Origin of the sequence: Rhodococcus sp. D-46, assembly GCF_011290655.1 — a bacterium.
In the GTDB taxonomy this organism is placed as follows: Bacteria; Actinomycetota; Actinomycetes; order Mycobacteriales; family Mycobacteriaceae; genus Rhodococcus_F; species Rhodococcus_F qingshengii.
Map to the genome: position 1 here is coordinate 536,350 of NZ_JAANTF010000004.1, position 14,848 is coordinate 551,197.

The window sequence follows — 14,848 nt, forward strand, 5'->3', positions numbered from 1 at the left end:
GGGCCGTCCTCTGTCTCAGGCCTGTTTCTCCCCAACCTCCCAGTTGTCCACAGGGTTGTTCGGCCCACTGTTTTCGGTGCCGGTGCTCGTTCAGGCTCTGCAGTCATGAACACGACGATCAGCTCTCAGGAAACCGGGGCTCCCATTCTGGTTCTCGTCGACGACGCGAAAATCCTCGCGAGCGTGCGACGCGTCGCTGCCGCGGTGGACCGCCGGCTGGACGAGGCCGAACATCCCGTGTCCCGGCAACAGTGGAACCGGGCCTCGGCGGTGGTACTGGACGCGTCGGCTGCGCGAGATGCTCTGGCTCGTTCCCCCAAGCGAACGCGAGTGTTCCTCGTATGCGACGGCACACCGACCGTCGACGATTGGAAGAGCGCCACCGCGATCGGAGCCGACAGCGTTCTGTCCTTGCCCGAGGAAGAGAACGCGCTGGTCGCAGTTCTGGCCGATCACGTAGACGTCAGTGGTGACGGCACCGTCGTGAGCGTGGTGGGTGGTTGTGGCGGCGGCGGAGCCTCGGCAACTGCTGCGGCTGTCGCGTTGACGTCGGCGGCACGTCACGTCCCGACGCTGTTGGTGGACGTCGACGCACTCGGTTCCGGCGCCGACGTGCTGTTGGGTATCGAGACTGCTCCCGGATTACGTTGGGGTGCACTGACCGTCGAGGGCGGGCGGTTGTCCCCGGATGCGCTGCGCGATGCACTGCCGGCGAAGGGAAAGTTTCTGAGGGTTCTGGCGAGCAGTCGCCGGGAGATCGACGGTCCGACAGTGACCGCCGTTCGCGCCGTGCTGGACGCAGGTCGCAGTTCCGGCGGGCTCGTGGTCTGCGACGTGCCACGTCATCCCAGCGAGGTAGGTCAGGCCGTGTTGGAGATGTCGGATTCGGTGCTCGTGGTGGTTCCGGCCACCGTGGCCGCATGCGTCGCGGCCGAGAAGGTCGGAGCCTGGGTGGTGCGACACAACTCCAACGTCGGTCTCGTCGTGCGTGGGCCGGCACCGGGAGGCCTACGCGGCGCCGATGTGGCAGACATGCTCGGCCTGCCCCTGACGGCCGTGATGCGCGGCCACCGATCGCTGGCGCCGATGCTCGAGCGTGGTGGCCTCGAATTGACCCGCGGTTGTCCGTTGAGTGTGGCGGCAACAGCGGTACTCGACGCCGTCGAATCCGGCGCACGCCCGCGCAGGGCTGCGGCATGAGTGCGTTGGTCACGGCCGAACTGCTCGACCGAGTTCGCGAGCGATTGACGGCGTCGTCGGTCGCCGAGCCGACGGCGGCCACCGTTGCCGATGCCGTGCGAGCCGAGTCCTCCGGCGTTCTGGCGGACACGGATCTGTTGGAGGTCGTCAGGGTGCTCCAGACGGAACTGACAGGAGCGGGGCCGCTCGAACCTCTGCTGCACGAACCCGGGGTCGCCGACGTACTGGTGACCGCGCCGGATCAGGTCTGGGTGGACCGCGGGGTCGGCCTCGAAAGGTCAGGGGTGCGGTTCACCGACGAGGCAGCTGTGCGTCGATTGGCGCAGCGGTTGGCACTGTCGGCAGGTCGACGCCTCGACGACGCCCAACCGTGGGTCGACGGCCGCCTGCGGGGCGTCGGCGACGGGCACTTCGGGGTACGACTTCATGCCGTACTCGCACCCGTGGCCCAGGGTGGAACTTGCGTGTCACTGCGAGTGTTGCGGCCCGCGACCCAGGGTCTCGACGCGCTGTCCGCCCACGGCGCCGTGGAACCGGACGCGCGGGAGCTCCTCAATCGCATCATTTCTTGTCGCTTGGCTTTTCTGGTGATCGGCGGGACCGGTGCGGGAAAGACCACGTTGTTGTCCGCCATGCTCGGCGCGGTCGACCCGCGCGAGCGAATCGTCTGTGTCGAGGACGCGGCCGAACTGGCGCCGCCGCATCCGCACGTCGTCCGCCTCGTCGCCAGAGCTCCCAACGTCGAGGGCGTCGGAGAGGTGACGGTGCGCGATCTGGTTCGGCAGGCACTACGAATGCGTCCCGATCGCATCGTCGTCGGTGAGGTCCGCGGCGCAGAGGTGACTGATCTGCTCACGGCGATGAACACCGGCCACGACGGCGGCGCCGGCACCGTTCACGCCAATTCGCCCGAAGAGGTGCCGGCCAGACTCGAGGCGTTGGCGGCGCTCGGCGGTATGGATCGCCACGCGTTGCACAGTCAACTTGCCGCGGCAGTTCAAGTGATCCTGCACGTGCACAGATTGGCTGACGGATCGAGGCGTCTCGAACAGATCGGTGTCATCGACCGCGGTGCGGACGGGTATGTACGAATCATGCAGGCGTGGCCGGACGGCGGTTCGGGTCGTGAGCGGCTCGAGCGGATGTTCCGGCTTCGCAATCGAGAGGTCGGGACGTGACGGTTTCCCTCTTGGCCTTCGCGTTGGCGGTCTCGATTGCGCCGGTGCGGGATTCACGTGCTCGGCTCGCTACGTACACCCCGAGCGTCCGCAAGCCCTCCCGGCAGATTCCGTGGCAGTTCGTCGCCGCATTTCTCGCGATTTCGGCCGCGTGGATCCTCGGAGGTCTTCCGGCAGGGTGTGCGGCTGTCGTCCTCGCCGGGACCCTGATCCTCCGTGGCCGACGCGCGAATGCAGCCGAAACCCGGGATCTCTCACAGAAGATGCTGCTCTCCGGTCTGGAGGTGCTGATCGCCGAGCTGAGCGTCGGCGCGCATCCTGCAGCGGCCAGTTCTGTTGCAGGCGAAGAATGTACCGGAGAAGTGAGTGCCGTATTCCGTTCCGCTGGGGCCAGGGCGCGTCTCGGTGGTTCTGCCGCAGCGGCCTTCGCGGTACCGGATTCGTGCATCGAGCGTGAGTTCTCCCGCATCGGATCCGTCTGGCGGGTCGCCGACCAACACGGGCTGGCACTGGCGGAACTACTCGGCGCCGTCCGGACGGACATGTTGGGACGTAGACGCTTTCGTCAGCGTACCGAGGCCGGGTTGGCGGGCGCTCGGGCGACCGCTGCGGTGTTGGCCTTTCTCCCGCTGTTGGGGATCGGTCTCGGGCAATTTATGGGTGCTTCGCCGCTGCGCGTGCTGTTCGGAGGTGGGCTCGGCGGCGTGCTCCTGGTGATCGGAACCGCCTGTGTCTCAGCTGGTCTGCTCTGGACCGACCGGATAACTGCGAAGGTCACGTCGTGAGTTGGGCATCCGTGGCGATGATGGCGTTGGCGTTCGCGATCATTCCCGCTCGTCGCGGTGCTTCGGCCAGGGCGGCAGAAATTCTCTTCGCGGACACAACAACAGAAGATTCGGTTCCAGTCCCGGACAAGCCGGATCCACTCGCAGTTGCCGCAAGTCTCGACCTTCTCGGGGCCTGCCTACGAGCGGGGCTTCCCGTCTCCGCCGCGATCACAGCGATGGCGTCGACGGCACCGAAACCGATGGCCGACTCGCTTCGTCGCGTCGCCGACCTTCTGGCGCTCGGTGCCGATCCCGACGCCGCGTGGAGCGAAGCCGCTCTCGATCCCGATACCGAGGCGCTCGCCAGAATGGCTCGGCGTTCCGCCCGTTCGGGTTCGTCGCTGTCCTCATCCATGGCCGAACTCGCCGAGCGCAGTCGAGGTGACGCCGAGGATCTTGCTGCTGCCGCAGCCGAACGCGCGGGAGTGCTGATCAGCGGTCCACTCGGGCTGTGTTTCCTGCCGGCGTTCATCGCCTTGGGCATCGTCCCGGTGGTGATCGGGCTTGCCACGACTGTGCTCGGTAACGGCCTGCTGTGAGCCGGATCCGAGTGAAAGCTCCTGCGGCAGAAGTGCTGCCACAGGTTTCGATTGAAGGGGGAGAAATGATTTCGAAGACGCTCAGGACGGTGTCGGCCAGATTTGCGCTGTTGGTAACGGAGGACGACGGTATGTCCACCGCGGAGTATGCGATCGGCACGATTGCGGCTGCCGCATTCGGTGCCGTCCTGTACACGGTTGTCACTGGCGACTCCATTGTCTCGGCGCTGACAGGCATCATTGACAAGGCGCTCAAGACAGCTGTGTGATGTTGTCCACGAGAGGTATTCGGCAAGCCGACGACGGCGCCGTGACGGTGGAGGCCGCGATTGCTCTGGCTTCGATCGTCACGGTGGTCGTGCTGTGTATCGGCGGAGTCCTGGCGGTGTCGATGCAGGTTCGGTGTGTCGACGCCGCTCGTGAGGCCGCGCGGTTGGTGGCACGTGGTGATCGTGAGTCTGCGGTCGCCACGGCCCGCCGGATCGCACCCGAAGATGCGTCGATCTCGGTGGAGATCGTGGACGGCTTTGCGGTGGCCGTTGTCAGCGCCGAGAGTGCGTTGCTGCCGTTGGTCGACATTTCTTCCGAGGCGGTGGCAGCAGTGGAGTCGGGAGTGGAGGAGGGGTGAACCTACGTGACGACGAAGGTGTTGCCACGGTTCTGGCGTGCTGCGTTCTGGCGGCGATCGTGATGGTGACCGGTGGGATGCTGCATGTCGGTTCCGCAGTGGTGGCTCGGCACACGGCTCAGTCGGCCGCTGATCTTTCGGCTCTCGGCGGTGCGGGCGCCTTGGACGGCGGCGACGAGTCGGCGTGTGAGATGTCCGCGGTGATCGCGGAGCGGATGCGTACGGTGCTCGAGGAGTGCGAGGTGCAGGGGTGGGATGTATTGGTCGAGATACGCGCACCGGTGTTGTTGTCGGGCTTCGGGATCGGGGATGCGCAGGCTTACGCGCGTGCGGGTCCGGTCAGCTGATCGTGTCGATCACGGCGGTCAGAACCTTGACCGCGCCGTCTTTGTCGAGTGGGTCGTTTCCGTTGCCGCACTTGGGTGAATAGACGCAGGACGGGCAACCGTGAGCGCACTCGCAGGACAGTATGGCGTCGCGCGTCGCGGTGAGCCATCGGGACAGTTCGCTGTGCCCTCGGTCGGCGAACCCGGCGCCGCCGGCATGACCGTCGTAGACGAAGACGGTCGGGAGTCCGGTGTCCGCGTGCATCGCGGTGGACACTCCGCCGATGTCTCCGCGGTCGCAGATCGCCACCAGTGGCAGCAGGCCGATTGCGGCATGTTCGGCGGCATGCAGTGATCCGGGGAACCGTTCGGGCGGGACCCCGATGGATTCGAGGAGTTCCGGCGTGACCGTGTACATCACTGCCCTGGTGGGCAAAGTGTGTGCGGGCATGTCGAGTTCGATCGAGTCGAGGACTTCACCCGAAGTCAACCGTCGTAGGTATCCGACGACTTGATGTGTCACCTCGACCTGGACGAGAGCGACGGCGATGTCGCCGTAGTTCTTGTGCTCGAGTTGTTCGGTGATCGTGATTTCGGTGGTCTCGCGGGCCGAGGTGGTCCAGTCCGGATTCTCGGTGTGTACCAATGCGAGTCCGACGTCGAGGTCCAGTTCGTCGACGACGTAGGTCTCGCCTTGATGGATGTGCACGGCGCCGGGATGAACTGTGGCCGGAGCGCGGCCCGCGTCGACAGTGCCCAGCATCCGGCCGGATTCCCCGTCGACAATGGCCACCTGAGTTCCGATGCCGCCGCGAATGTCCAAAGAGCCGTGGGGGTTCGAATCGGCGGTGACGAACCACCCGTGCTTTCGGCGCCGGATCTTGCCTTCCTCGGACAGTCTCGTCAGAACCTCGAGAGCCCCGAACGCGTCCACCTCGGCATCGGAAAGTGGGAGTTCCATTGCAGCGCAGAGAAGTTGTGGTCCCAGGACGTACGGATTTCCGGGATCTGTCACCGTCGCCTCGACGGGTTTGTCGAGTACCGCTGACGGATGGTGAACGAGGTAGGTGTCGAGTGGATCGTCGCGGGCGATCAACACGACGAGTGAACCCTCGCCGCGTCGCCCGGAGCGACCCGCTTGCTGCCAGAACGAGGCGACGGTGCCCGGGAAGCCTGCCACGACAACGGCGTCGAGGCCTGCGATGTCGACGCCGAGCTCCAGTGCGTTGGTGGTGGCTGCGCCCAGCAGTGTGCCGTCGGCGAGTGCAGCTTCCAGTTCGCGTCGGTCCTCGGCCAGATATCCGGCGCGATACGACGCGACTCGCTCGGCGAGGTCCGGGTCCACCTCGGCGAGTAGACGTTTGGTGGCCATCGCGGTCAGTTCGGCGCCGCGGCGGGAGCGGACGAAGGTGAGAGTGCGGGCGCCTTCGATCATGAGGTCGGCCATGATCCGCGCGGCTTCCGCGCCCGCGGGACGTCGTACCGGGCTACCGTTTTCGCCGGTCAATGCCTCGAGTAGCGGCGGCTCCCACAGCGCGACGGTGCGTGGGCCGTGCGGCGATCCGTCTTTCGTGACCTCGGTGCAGTGTGCGCCGATGAGCCGCGATGCCGCTGCGCCGGGATCTGCTGTGGTCGCACTCGCCAGGATGAAGGTAGGTTCGGCGCCGTAACGGGCTGCAATTCTGCGTAGTCGCCGGATCACGAGCGCGACGTTGGATCCGAAGACTCCCCTGTAGGAGTGGCATTCGTCGATGATCACGTATTTCAGGTTGCGGAAGAAGTGCGCCCATCGCTGATGGGTACGAAGCAGCGAAATGTGGATCATGTCGGGGTTGGTGAAGAGCCAGCGTGAGTTCTCACGTGCCCAAGTGCGGAGTTCCTGAGAGGTGTCGCCGTCGTACGCACTGGCGTTCGTGCTGCGAAGTTCGACGTCGAAGTCGGTGAGGGACAGCACTGCTCGCAGTTGATCGGAGCCCAGCGCTTTGGTGGGGGAGAGGTACAGGGCTGTTGCGAGCGGATCGGTCGCCATGGCCGTCAGCACCGGGAGTTGGTACGCCAGTGACTTACCCGACGCCGTACCGGTGGCCACGACCACGTGTTTTCCGGCGTAAGCGAGGTCGGCGGCCTCACTCTGGTGGATCCACGGGGACCGCACGCTGTGCTCGGCGAGCGCACGTACGACGCTGGGGTGCACCCACTCCGGCCATTCGGTGAACTCGGCTACGCGAGCAGGTAACTGCGCGGTGAACATCAGTGGGTTTTCGCTTCCACTGACCCCGGCGACGACCCGATCGAGCAGCATCTGCCCGTAGGTCTCGCCAGGCTTCCCTCCCGGGGCGGGGATCGGGGAAGGTGCGTTCACGTGACTCTCCGGGCTCGGCGTTGGGGTGTGGCGGCAATCGGAAACTGTCGCTACCTGCAGTTTTGATGATACGCAACGGTCGGCGGTCTTGGTGGAACCGGGTGCTCGGCGCGCGCGCGGGAAACCACGATCGTGGGCTGTTTTTCTCGTAGCGAACTTTTAACGTTTTTAGTTCCCTTTTCGACTGTTGTGCACGCGGAGAACATGGTTGACTGACAATCGGTCGCAGCTTCTGTGTTCGTAGGCTTGAGAAAGTGCACGCTCGCAGGATCGTTGTTGCGGGCGCGGTGCTCTGCCTTTCCTGAGGGGGAAATAAAGACGTACAGCGGTCGGAACCGGCCCGGTGGACTGTAAGGGCTGTTCACCGAATCCGGTGTTAGAAAGAGAAGGAAAAGCATGGCACAGGGCACTGTGAAGTGGTTCAACGCTGAAAAGGGCTTCGGCTTCATCGCTCCCGAAGACGGTTCCGCAGACGTCTTCGTTCACTACTCCGAAATTCAGGGCAACGGCTTCCGTACCCTCGAGGAGAACCAGCGTGTGGAGTTCGAGGTCGGCCAGGGCACCAAGGGTCCCCAGGCTACCGGCGTTCGCGCGGTCTGATTTTTCCGCTCACTTGCTGAGCGAATAGTTCGGACAGTATTTGTCCCCCATCGCATCCGTGCGGTGGGGGACAAATCTTTTCGGGCTGAGTTAGTACTTTCCCTGTCCGAGGTGAATGCACGCAGCTGTTCGGCCACGGCCGGTCGTCTATGCCGTCGATACCTTCGTGGCTTACGTTTCACTCTGTGAGCCAACTGTCCTTTTTCTCTGCCGAGTCGATTCCACCTGCCGTGACGGACCTTGCCGGAATGCTGGCCGGACCGGGGCAGGTCGTGACCTCGGAGGATCGCGCGCGGATCTCGATCGTCGTGGATCGGGACTGGAGAGCACAGGCCGTTGCCGAGTTGATCGCGCAGTGCGGACTCGGGGCCGAGGTGACGCGTAGCGAAGAAGGCAGCCCACTCGTCCGAACTCAGTCGACGCCCGCACTCCTTCCGCTGTCCGTGCAATGGACCAAGGGAGCAGTGAAGGCCGTGCCGGTCGGGTGGGTTCCTAATTCTCGCCAACTCCGGGTGTGGGCCGTCGCCGCCGGCCGCCTCGAAGAAGGCGGTGAACGATTCGTGTTCGGCCTCGACCCCCATGCGAAAGAGACACACGCACCGCTGGCTCAGGCCTTGATGAGGGTTGGTATCGCGCCGACTCAACTGGGTAACCGGACACCGGGTCCGGGGCTCCGTGTGTCGGGAAAGAAGAGACTGACAAAGCTCGTCGAATACCTCGGTGAGGCGCCGAAACACGTCGACACCTCTGTCGCCTGGCCACACGTCTGACAGTGCTCATGCCGCGTGTCCGACGGAGCCCATACTGTACTGATCTGCACGAATGTCTTGCGGGTATGTCACTCTGTAAAGAGAGACACGGGGTATAACTTGCTCCACACGTCTAGTTCTGAAGATCTGCCGACGGCAGTGAACGTCCAAAGGAAGGCTCGGGCAGCAGGTGGCTAAAGCGGACAACGGCAGCGGTCAGGGAGCGTCCGGTAACCCTCGTCGCCTCGTGATCGTCGAGTCACCGACCAAGGCGCGCAAGATCGCTCCCTACCTCGGTAAGGACTACGTCGTCGAGGCATCGGTCGGTCACATTCGCGACCTGCCACGAGGCGCAGCAGACGTTCCGGCCAAGTACAAGGGCGAGTCGTGGGCCCGTCTCGGCGTCAACGTCGATCACGACTTCGAGCCGCTCTATGTCGTGAGCCCGGAAAAGAAGGGCAAGGTCGCGGAACTCAAGTCTCTGTTGAAGGACGCCGACGAGCTCTTCCTCGCAACTGACCCCGACCGCGAGGGCGAGGCAATCGCCTGGCATCTCCTCGAGACTCTCAAGCCCAAGATTCCGGTTCGTCGAATGGTCTTCCACGAGATCACCGAGCCGGCAATCCGTGCTGCCGCCGAAGACACCCGCGAACTCGACACCGACCTCGTCGATGCTCAGGAAACCCGCCGCATCCTCGACCGTCTCTACGGTTACGAGGTCAGCCCGGTTCTCTGGAAGAAGGTCATGCCGAAGCTCTCGGCCGGCCGCGTCCAATCGGTGGCCACTCGCGTCATCGTCCAGCGTGAACGCGAGCGCATGGCGTTCAAGTCGGCGTCGTACTGGGACATTTCCGCGACGCTCGACGCCGGTGCAGAGGCCAGCCCGCGTAGTTTCGGTGCTCGCCTGGTCTCCGTCGACGGTTCGCGTGTCGCCTCCGGCCGTGATTTCGGAGCTGACGGAAAGCTCAAGGGCAGCGCGGTCACCGTGCTCGACGAGGCGTACGCGCGTCGTCTCGCGGAAGCGTTGCAGGGCGTCGACCTCACTGTTTCCTCCGCAGAAGACAAGCCGTACACCCGCAAGCCTTACCCGCCGTTCATGACGTCGACGCTCCAGCAGGAAGCCGGACGCAAACTTCGTTTCACGTCCGAGCGTGCAATGCGCATCGCACAGCGTCTGTACGAAAACGGCTACATCACCTACATGCGTACCGACTCGACGACTCTCTCGGAGTCGGCGATCGCTGCCGCTCGTGCGCAGGCCACCGAGTTGTACGGTCCGGAATACGTGCATCCGACGCCGCGTCAGTACACCCGCAAGGTCAAGAACGCGCAGGAAGCCCACGAAGCGATCCGCCCCGCCGGCGACGTGTTCCAGACCCCGGGTCAGCTGCACTCCAAGCTCGATTCAGACGAGTTCAAGCTGTACGAACTGATCTGGCAGCGGACCGTCGCTTCGCAGATGGCCGACGCCCGCGGTACGACGTTGACGCTTCGCATCTCCGGCACGGCAGGCACCGGCGAGGACTGCACGTTCTCCGCTTCGGGTCGCACCATCGTGTTCGCCGGCTTCCTCAAGGCTTACGTCGAGAGCGTCGACGAAGAAGCCGGCGGTCAGTCCGACGACGCCGAATCCAGGCTTCCGGTGCTGGTCAAGGGTCAGGAAGTCACGGCCACCAAGCTCGATCCGGACGGGCACAGCACCAACCCGCCCGCTCGCTACACAGAAGCCAGCCTGATCAAGACGCTCGAAGAACTCGGCATCGGCCGTCCTTCGACCTACTCGTCGATCATCAAGACCATCCTCGATCGCGGATACGTCTACAAACGTGGCAGCGCGCTGGTTCCGTCCTGGGTGGCGTTTGCCGTCATCGGGCTGCTCGAGGTGCACTTCGGCCGGCTGGTCGACTTCGATTTCACGGCAGGAATGGAAGACGATCTCGACGCGATCGCCGGTGGCCGTGAGCAGCGTGGCAACTGGCTGAGCAGCTTCTACTTCGGCGGCGAGACAGGCGCTGAAGGTTCGGTCGCCCGCGAGGGCGGGCTGAAGAAGATGGTCGGTGTCAATCTCGAGGAGATCGACGCTCGCGAGGTCAACTCCATCCGACTGTTCGACGACGCCGAGGGTCGCGAAGTTCACGTGCGCGTCGGCCGGTTCGGCCCGTATCTCGAGCGCATGGTTCAGAACCCGGACGATCCCGAAGGCGATTTGATCTCGCAGCGGGCAAATCTTCCCGATGACCTGCCACCGGACGAGCTCACTCCCGAGTACGCCGAGAAGTTGTTCTCGACGCCTCAAGAGGGCCGCAAGCTGGGCGTCGACCCGCTGACGGGCCACGAGATCGTCGCGAAGGAAGGCCGCTTCGGTCCCTACGTGACCGAGATCCTGCCCGAACCGCCGGCCGAGCCGGAACCGGACATCGTTCCCGTCACCGCTCCCGAGCCGGAAGAAATCAGCTCGGGCAGCACCAAGACTGCGGTGAAGAAGGCCGCGGCCAAGAAGGCGCCTGCGAAGAAGGCTGCCAAGAAGGTCGCAGGCCCCAAGCCGCGGACCGGATCGCTGCTCAAGTCCATGGACTTGGCGACGATCACCTTGGAAGATGCGCTGCGTCTGCTGTCGCTTCCGCGCGTCGTGGGTGTCGACCCCGAATCGAAGGAAGAGATCACCGCGCAGAACGGCCGTTACGGTCCGTACCTGAAGAAGGGCACGGACTCACGCTCGCTCGCCAACGAAGAGCAGATGTTCACCGTCACGCTCGACGAGGCCCTCAAGATCTACGCCGAGCCGAAGCGTCGTGGGCGTCAGGCGTCGGCAACGCCTCCGCTGCGTGAGTTGGGCGTCGATCCGGTCAGCGAGAAGCCGATGGTGATCAAGGACGGCCGTTTCGGTCCGTACGTCACCGACGGCGAGACCAACGCCAGCCTTCGCAAGGACGACGACGTCGAATCCATTTCCGATGCTCGGGCGTCGGAGTTGCTGGCTGATCGTCGTGCGCGCGGCCCGGTCAAGAAGAAGGCAGCAGCCAAGAAGGCTCCGGCCAAGAAGGCCGCTGCCAAGAAAACAGCCGCAAAGAAGGCCCCGGCGAAGAAGGACTCGTAAGGCTTCGTCGGTGCCGACGGTTAGGGTTTTTGCATGAGTACTGAAGTGGCCGAACGAGGTGTGTTCGGTCGGCTGGTGGGTCAGCACGACGTCGAGCAGAGCCTGCGTGATGCTGCACTGTCGGCTCGTGGCGATTCCAGCGGCTCGGAGATGACCCACGCGTGGCTCTTCACCGGGCCACCCGGCTCTGGTCGTTCGGTGGCTGCTCTCTGCTTCGCCGCTGCCCTGCAATGCACCTCCGACGGTGCACCAGGGTGCGGTGAGTGTCATGCGTGTACGACGACGATGGGTGGAACCCATGGTGACGTACGACGGATCATCCCCGACGGCCTGAGCATCAGCGTCAAAGGCATGCGCGAGATAGTCAACATCGCTTCGCGTCGACCGACGACGGGGCGGTGGCAGGTGATCGTGGTCGAGGATGCCGATCGTTTGACCGAAGGCGCAGCCAACGCCCTCCTGAAGGTTGTCGAGGAGCCGCCGGACCGCACGGTCATCCTGCTCTGCGCGCCGACGACCGATCCGGAAGACATGTCTGTCACCCTCCGATCGCGGTGTAGGCACATGCCGTTGGTGACGCCGTCCGTCGAATCGATCGCCCAGGTACTGATCGACCGCGACGGGCTGGATCCGGAACGGGCGAGAATCGCCGCATCGATCAGCGGCGGACATGTCGGTCGGGCGCGGCGCCTCGCCACCGACGAGAGCGCGCGCGACGAGCGTCAGCGTTCGCTTCGGCTGGCCGCCGACGCGATCGGTGCTTCGACGGCGTACAAGGCCGCAGAGAACTTGGTGAAGTCGATCGAGGCTGACACCAAGGCGTTCTACGCCGAACTCAAGGAACAGGAACTCGAGGAGCTCAAGGTCTCCTTGGGTGGCGGTGGAACCGGCAAGGGAACAGCCGGGGCTCTGCGCGGATCGGCTGGTCTGATCAAGGACCTCGAAGCGCGCCAGAAATCGCGCGACACCCGGGCCCGCCGCGATCTTCTCGACCGGACGCTGATCGACCTGGCCGGCATGTACCGGGACGCGCTTTCCTATTCGCTGGGGTCGACGTCGACGGCGACCCATCCCGACATGGCTCGGCAGGCCGCCGAGTTGGCTGCCCGAACGTCCCCGGAGGGGTTGCTCAAGTGCATCGAAGCGGTGCTCGAATGCCGCGAGGCCGTCGACTTCAACGTCAAGTTGCAGTGGGCGCTCGATGCGATGGTTGCCTCCATCGGAGCCGCTTTCCGACCCCCGTTTTCGCGATCCGGGGGTTGACCAGATAGACTCGCCACCGCCGAAAGGCACGCTGCCTTAGCTCAGTCGGTAGAGCATTTCACTCGTAATGAAAAGGTCGAGAGTTCGATTCTCTCAGGCAGCTCAGCCAAGAGCCCCACACCCGGAAATCCGGATGTGGGGCTCTTGTCGTTAGTTCCCAATTCTTGCGTATGTGCGGTTTATCCTGAGTTCGGCGAACACGTGCCTGAACAGGGGAGACCTCGATGTCGGATCAGAACTGGGGACCAGGCCAACCACCGCAGAATCAGCCGCCGTACGGGCAGATGCCGCCGCAGGGTTATCAGCCGCCGACGCCCGCCTATCCGTACGCAACCTGGATCTCTCGGGTGTTCGCGTCAATTCTCGACGGCTTCGTCGTTCCGCTCCCGGGCGTCATCCTCGCGGGCATCGGAGCAGTGATCGCGTTCTCCGGATCCGAAGTGACCACATACGACGACGGCAGCGTGAGCGCTGAAGGCGGTAATCCGGTCGGGGTGATCGTCATGGTCGTCGGCATACTGGCGATCTTCTTGATCGAGGTGTGGAATCTCGTCTTCAGGCAAGGGAACACCGGACAGACGCTCGGCAAGAAGTGGCTGGGAATTTCGGTGATTCGGGAGTCCGACGGTGTGCCTCTCGGCCCGGTGATGGCGCTGCTTCGTTGGATCATGATGGCGATCCTGGGTGGCGCCTGCTTCCTCAACTATCTCTGGCCGCTCTGGGACTCGAAGCACCAGTGCTGGCACGACATGGTGGTCCGGTCGGTAGTCGTTCGCGCGCGCTAGTCGCTGCCGAGGTCTCTTACAGTGGGTGCCATGGAGTTGGAAGCGGTCACAAGTCGACGACGCTCGCTGGCCGCACCTGTCGGTGTTGCTGCAGTGGCCGTGACGGCCGCCGCGGTACTCCACTTCCGTGATCCCCACAGCGCGGGTAGTTACGGCGTTTGTCCGATGTACGCGTTGACGGGATTGTGGTGCCCGGCGTGTGGTGGCCTTCGTGCGGTCAATGACCTGACTAATCTGGATATTGGCGCCGCAGTGTCCAGCAATGCCTTGATCGTGCCGCTTATCGCGGTGTTGGTGATCGCGTGGATCGGTTGGACAGTGCGCCGTTGGAAAGGCACGCGGGATCGCATGATCGTGCTTCGGCCGACTGTGACGATCGTGGTGCTCGGAGTTCTCGTTGCATTTACGGTTGTTCGAAACACCCCGTGGGGGAGCTGGCTCGCGCCGGCGTGACGGTAAGAGGTCGACATGGCACTGCAGGTTTTTTCGCTCATCGTTCTGCTCGGCGCGCTGATCATCCTGATTCCGACGGCACGACGTGTCTTCGGCAAGAAGGACGACGAGTAGGCCTCGACAACTGAGCCCGAGCGGCACATGCTGGCGGTATGGCTGATTCGTTGAAAGCCCGCGTCAAGGAAAAGCTGCTGAGGCAACTCGCCGAGGACGGTCGGCACCCGATTCAGGAAGCTGAGGGTGACGATCCCCGGCTGGTTTCGATCAACGACGATCTCGAAGCGTTGGAACAGGCCGAGGAAGGCGATCCGATCGTCGAAGAACTGGCCGAGAGGTACTGGGTTCCGTGAAGTTTACCGACCGCAGTGCTCTGACCTGGCGATTTGGTGTTGTGTTGATCTTCGCGTAACTTTGTCCAGGTCAGAGCGACACGGACACCGACTCCCACCTGCGAGGGTGAGTGACACGAGGTTGTACGAAGTGCCTGGCGAACACAATCCAGTTTTTCTTCACGGGGTTCCGGTTTGCGCCGGTGGCCAGGTTGGGATAGGCTGGAAAAGTTGCCCCGGAGCGGCGGCCATAAGGTCGTGGTGATGGTGTGTGCGTGTTCTTTGAGAACTCAACAGTGTGTCGATGAATGTCAGTGCCAAATTTTTTGGTACTTCGCATGTCGGATGATGTTCCGGGCCTTCGGGTTTCGGTTCTGATGTTCGGGGTGTGAGTATTTTTCGTCGGTGATTGTTCATTCTTCCGTCTGAATGGTTGCCGACACATTTTTTGCTAGTTGAGTTTTTTTGCTAGTGATTTGACTCTTTTTGTCTATGACTGATTAGCCGGCCTT

15 protein-coding genes and 1 tRNA gene are annotated in these 14,848 nt (G+C 63.7%); 15 read left to right on the forward strand and 1 reads right to left on the reverse strand.

The features are described 5' to 3' along the window. The first annotated feature begins 105 nt into the window (after window positions 1-105). The 7 genes from ssd (at window position 106) to G9U53_RS13260 (ending at window position 4,719) form a co-directional block, all read left to right on the forward strand. Complete coding sequence (gene ssd, locus G9U53_RS13230; RefSeq protein WP_003946126.1) at window positions 106-1,200, forward strand: septum site-determining protein Ssd; 1,095 nt, start codon at window positions 106-108, stop codon at window positions 1,198-1,200. Continuing rightward, a complete protein-coding gene (locus tag G9U53_RS13235; protein WP_003946116.1) occupies window positions 1,197-2,378 on the forward strand; it encodes a TadA family conjugal transfer-associated ATPase in 1,182 nt (393 codons plus the stop codon). Before ssd ends, G9U53_RS13235 begins: the two co-directional genes overlap by 4 nt. Beyond that, window positions 2,375-3,163: a type II secretion system F family protein gene (locus tag G9U53_RS13240; protein WP_165638762.1), complete on the forward strand. Its 789-nt coding sequence runs from the start codon at window positions 2,375-2,377 to the stop codon at window positions 3,161-3,163. The genes G9U53_RS13235 and G9U53_RS13240 overlap by 4 nt, the downstream gene beginning before the upstream one ends. After that, the gene (locus G9U53_RS13245; RefSeq protein ID WP_007732447.1) at window positions 3,160-3,744 is read left to right on the forward strand and encodes a type II secretion system F family protein; all 585 of its coding nucleotides are present in this window, start codon (window positions 3,160-3,162) and stop codon (window positions 3,742-3,744) included. Before G9U53_RS13240 ends, G9U53_RS13245 begins: the two co-directional genes overlap by 4 nt. 65 nt (window positions 3,745-3,809) lie before the next feature. Next, entirely contained in the window at window positions 3,810-4,013 is a 204-nt protein-coding gene (locus G9U53_RS13250; protein WP_042446719.1) for a DUF4244 domain-containing protein, read from the forward strand. Beyond that, a complete protein-coding gene (locus tag G9U53_RS13255) occupies window positions 4,013-4,372 on the forward strand; it encodes a TadE family type IV pilus minor pilin (RefSeq protein ID WP_003946102.1) in 360 nt (119 codons plus the stop codon). Before G9U53_RS13250 ends, G9U53_RS13255 begins: the two co-directional genes overlap by 1 nt. After that, window positions 4,369-4,719, forward strand: a complete 351-nt coding sequence (locus G9U53_RS13260) for an Rv3654c family TadE-like protein (RefSeq protein WP_007732450.1) — start codon at window positions 4,369-4,371, stop codon at window positions 4,717-4,719. The genes G9U53_RS13255 and G9U53_RS13260 overlap by 4 nt, the downstream gene beginning before the upstream one ends. Here the strand turns inward: G9U53_RS13260 and G9U53_RS13265 are convergent. Continuing rightward, on the reverse strand, window positions 4,712-7,000 hold the full coding sequence (locus G9U53_RS13265; RefSeq protein ID WP_081557275.1) for a DEAD/DEAH box helicase: 2,289 nt from the start codon (window positions 6,998-7,000) through the stop codon (window positions 4,712-4,714). The two genes, G9U53_RS13260 and G9U53_RS13265, sit on opposite strands and share 8 nt — an antisense overlap. A gap of 456 nt (window positions 7,001-7,456) precedes the next feature. Here G9U53_RS13265 and G9U53_RS13270 point away from each other — a divergent pair, with 456 nt between their 5' ends. The 8 genes from G9U53_RS13270 (at window position 7,457) to G9U53_RS13305 (ending at window position 14,357) form a co-directional block, all read left to right on the forward strand. Next, entirely contained in the window at window positions 7,457-7,660 is a 204-nt protein-coding gene (locus G9U53_RS13270; protein ID WP_003946117.1) for a cold-shock protein, read from the forward strand. A gap of 185 nt (window positions 7,661-7,845) precedes the next feature. Continuing rightward, a complete protein-coding gene (locus G9U53_RS13275) occupies window positions 7,846-8,430 on the forward strand; it encodes a hypothetical protein (RefSeq protein WP_003946106.1) in 585 nt (194 codons plus the stop codon). 169 nt (window positions 8,431-8,599) lie between these two features. Continuing rightward, entirely contained in the window at window positions 8,600-11,506 is a 2,907-nt protein-coding gene (topA, locus tag G9U53_RS13280) for a type I DNA topoisomerase (RefSeq protein WP_165638763.1), read from the forward strand. Window positions 11,507-11,539: 33 nt separating this feature from the next. Further along, window positions 11,540-12,769, forward strand: coding sequence for a DNA polymerase III subunit delta' (locus G9U53_RS13285; protein WP_165638764.1), 1,230 nt, complete (start codon window positions 11,540-11,542; stop codon window positions 12,767-12,769). A gap of 30 nt (window positions 12,770-12,799) precedes the next feature. After that, a tRNA-Thr gene (locus G9U53_RS13290) sits at window positions 12,800-12,872 on the forward strand. Between the two features lie 121 nt (window positions 12,873-12,993). Then, window positions 12,994-13,554 (forward strand): RDD family protein, encoded by a 561-nt coding sequence (locus G9U53_RS13295; RefSeq protein WP_064689116.1) that lies wholly within the window; start codon window positions 12,994-12,996, stop codon window positions 13,552-13,554. Between the two features lie 30 nt (window positions 13,555-13,584). After that, a complete protein-coding gene (locus tag G9U53_RS13300) occupies window positions 13,585-14,007 on the forward strand; it encodes a DUF2752 domain-containing protein (protein ID WP_003946115.1) in 423 nt (140 codons plus the stop codon). Between the two features lie 152 nt (window positions 14,008-14,159). Continuing rightward, window positions 14,160-14,357, forward strand: a complete 198-nt coding sequence (locus G9U53_RS13305; RefSeq protein WP_003946112.1) for a hypothetical protein — start codon at window positions 14,160-14,162, stop codon at window positions 14,355-14,357. Window positions 14,358-14,848 lie beyond the last annotated feature (491 nt).

Coding starts and splice junctions, on each gene's coding strand:
- ssd (WP_003946126.1), top strand. CDS start 106: ATGAACACGACGATCAGCTCTCAGGAAACCGGGGCTCCCATTCTGGTT.
- G9U53_RS13235 (WP_003946116.1), top strand. CDS start 1,197: ATGAGTGCGTTGGTCACGGCCGAACTGCTCGACCGAGTTCGCGAGCGA.
- G9U53_RS13250 (WP_042446719.1), top strand. CDS start 3,810: ATGATTTCGAAGACGCTCAGGACGGTGTCGGCCAGATTTGCGCTGTTG.
- G9U53_RS13255 (WP_003946102.1), top strand. CDS start 4,013: ATGTTGTCCACGAGAGGTATTCGGCAAGCCGACGACGGCGCCGTGACG.
- G9U53_RS13265 (WP_081557275.1), bottom strand. CDS start 7,000: ATGCTGCTCGATCGGGTCGTCGCCGGGGTCAGTGGAAGCGAAAACCCA.
- G9U53_RS13270 (WP_003946117.1), top strand. CDS start 7,457: ATGGCACAGGGCACTGTGAAGTGGTTCAACGCTGAAAAGGGCTTCGGC.
- G9U53_RS13285 (WP_165638764.1), top strand. CDS start 11,540: ATGAGTACTGAAGTGGCCGAACGAGGTGTGTTCGGTCGGCTGGTGGGT.
- G9U53_RS13295 (WP_064689116.1), top strand. CDS start 12,994: ATGTCGGATCAGAACTGGGGACCAGGCCAACCACCGCAGAATCAGCCG.
- G9U53_RS13300 (WP_003946115.1), top strand. CDS start 13,585: ATGGAGTTGGAAGCGGTCACAAGTCGACGACGCTCGCTGGCCGCACCT.
- G9U53_RS13305 (WP_003946112.1), top strand. CDS start 14,160: ATGGCTGATTCGTTGAAAGCCCGCGTCAAGGAAAAGCTGCTGAGGCAA.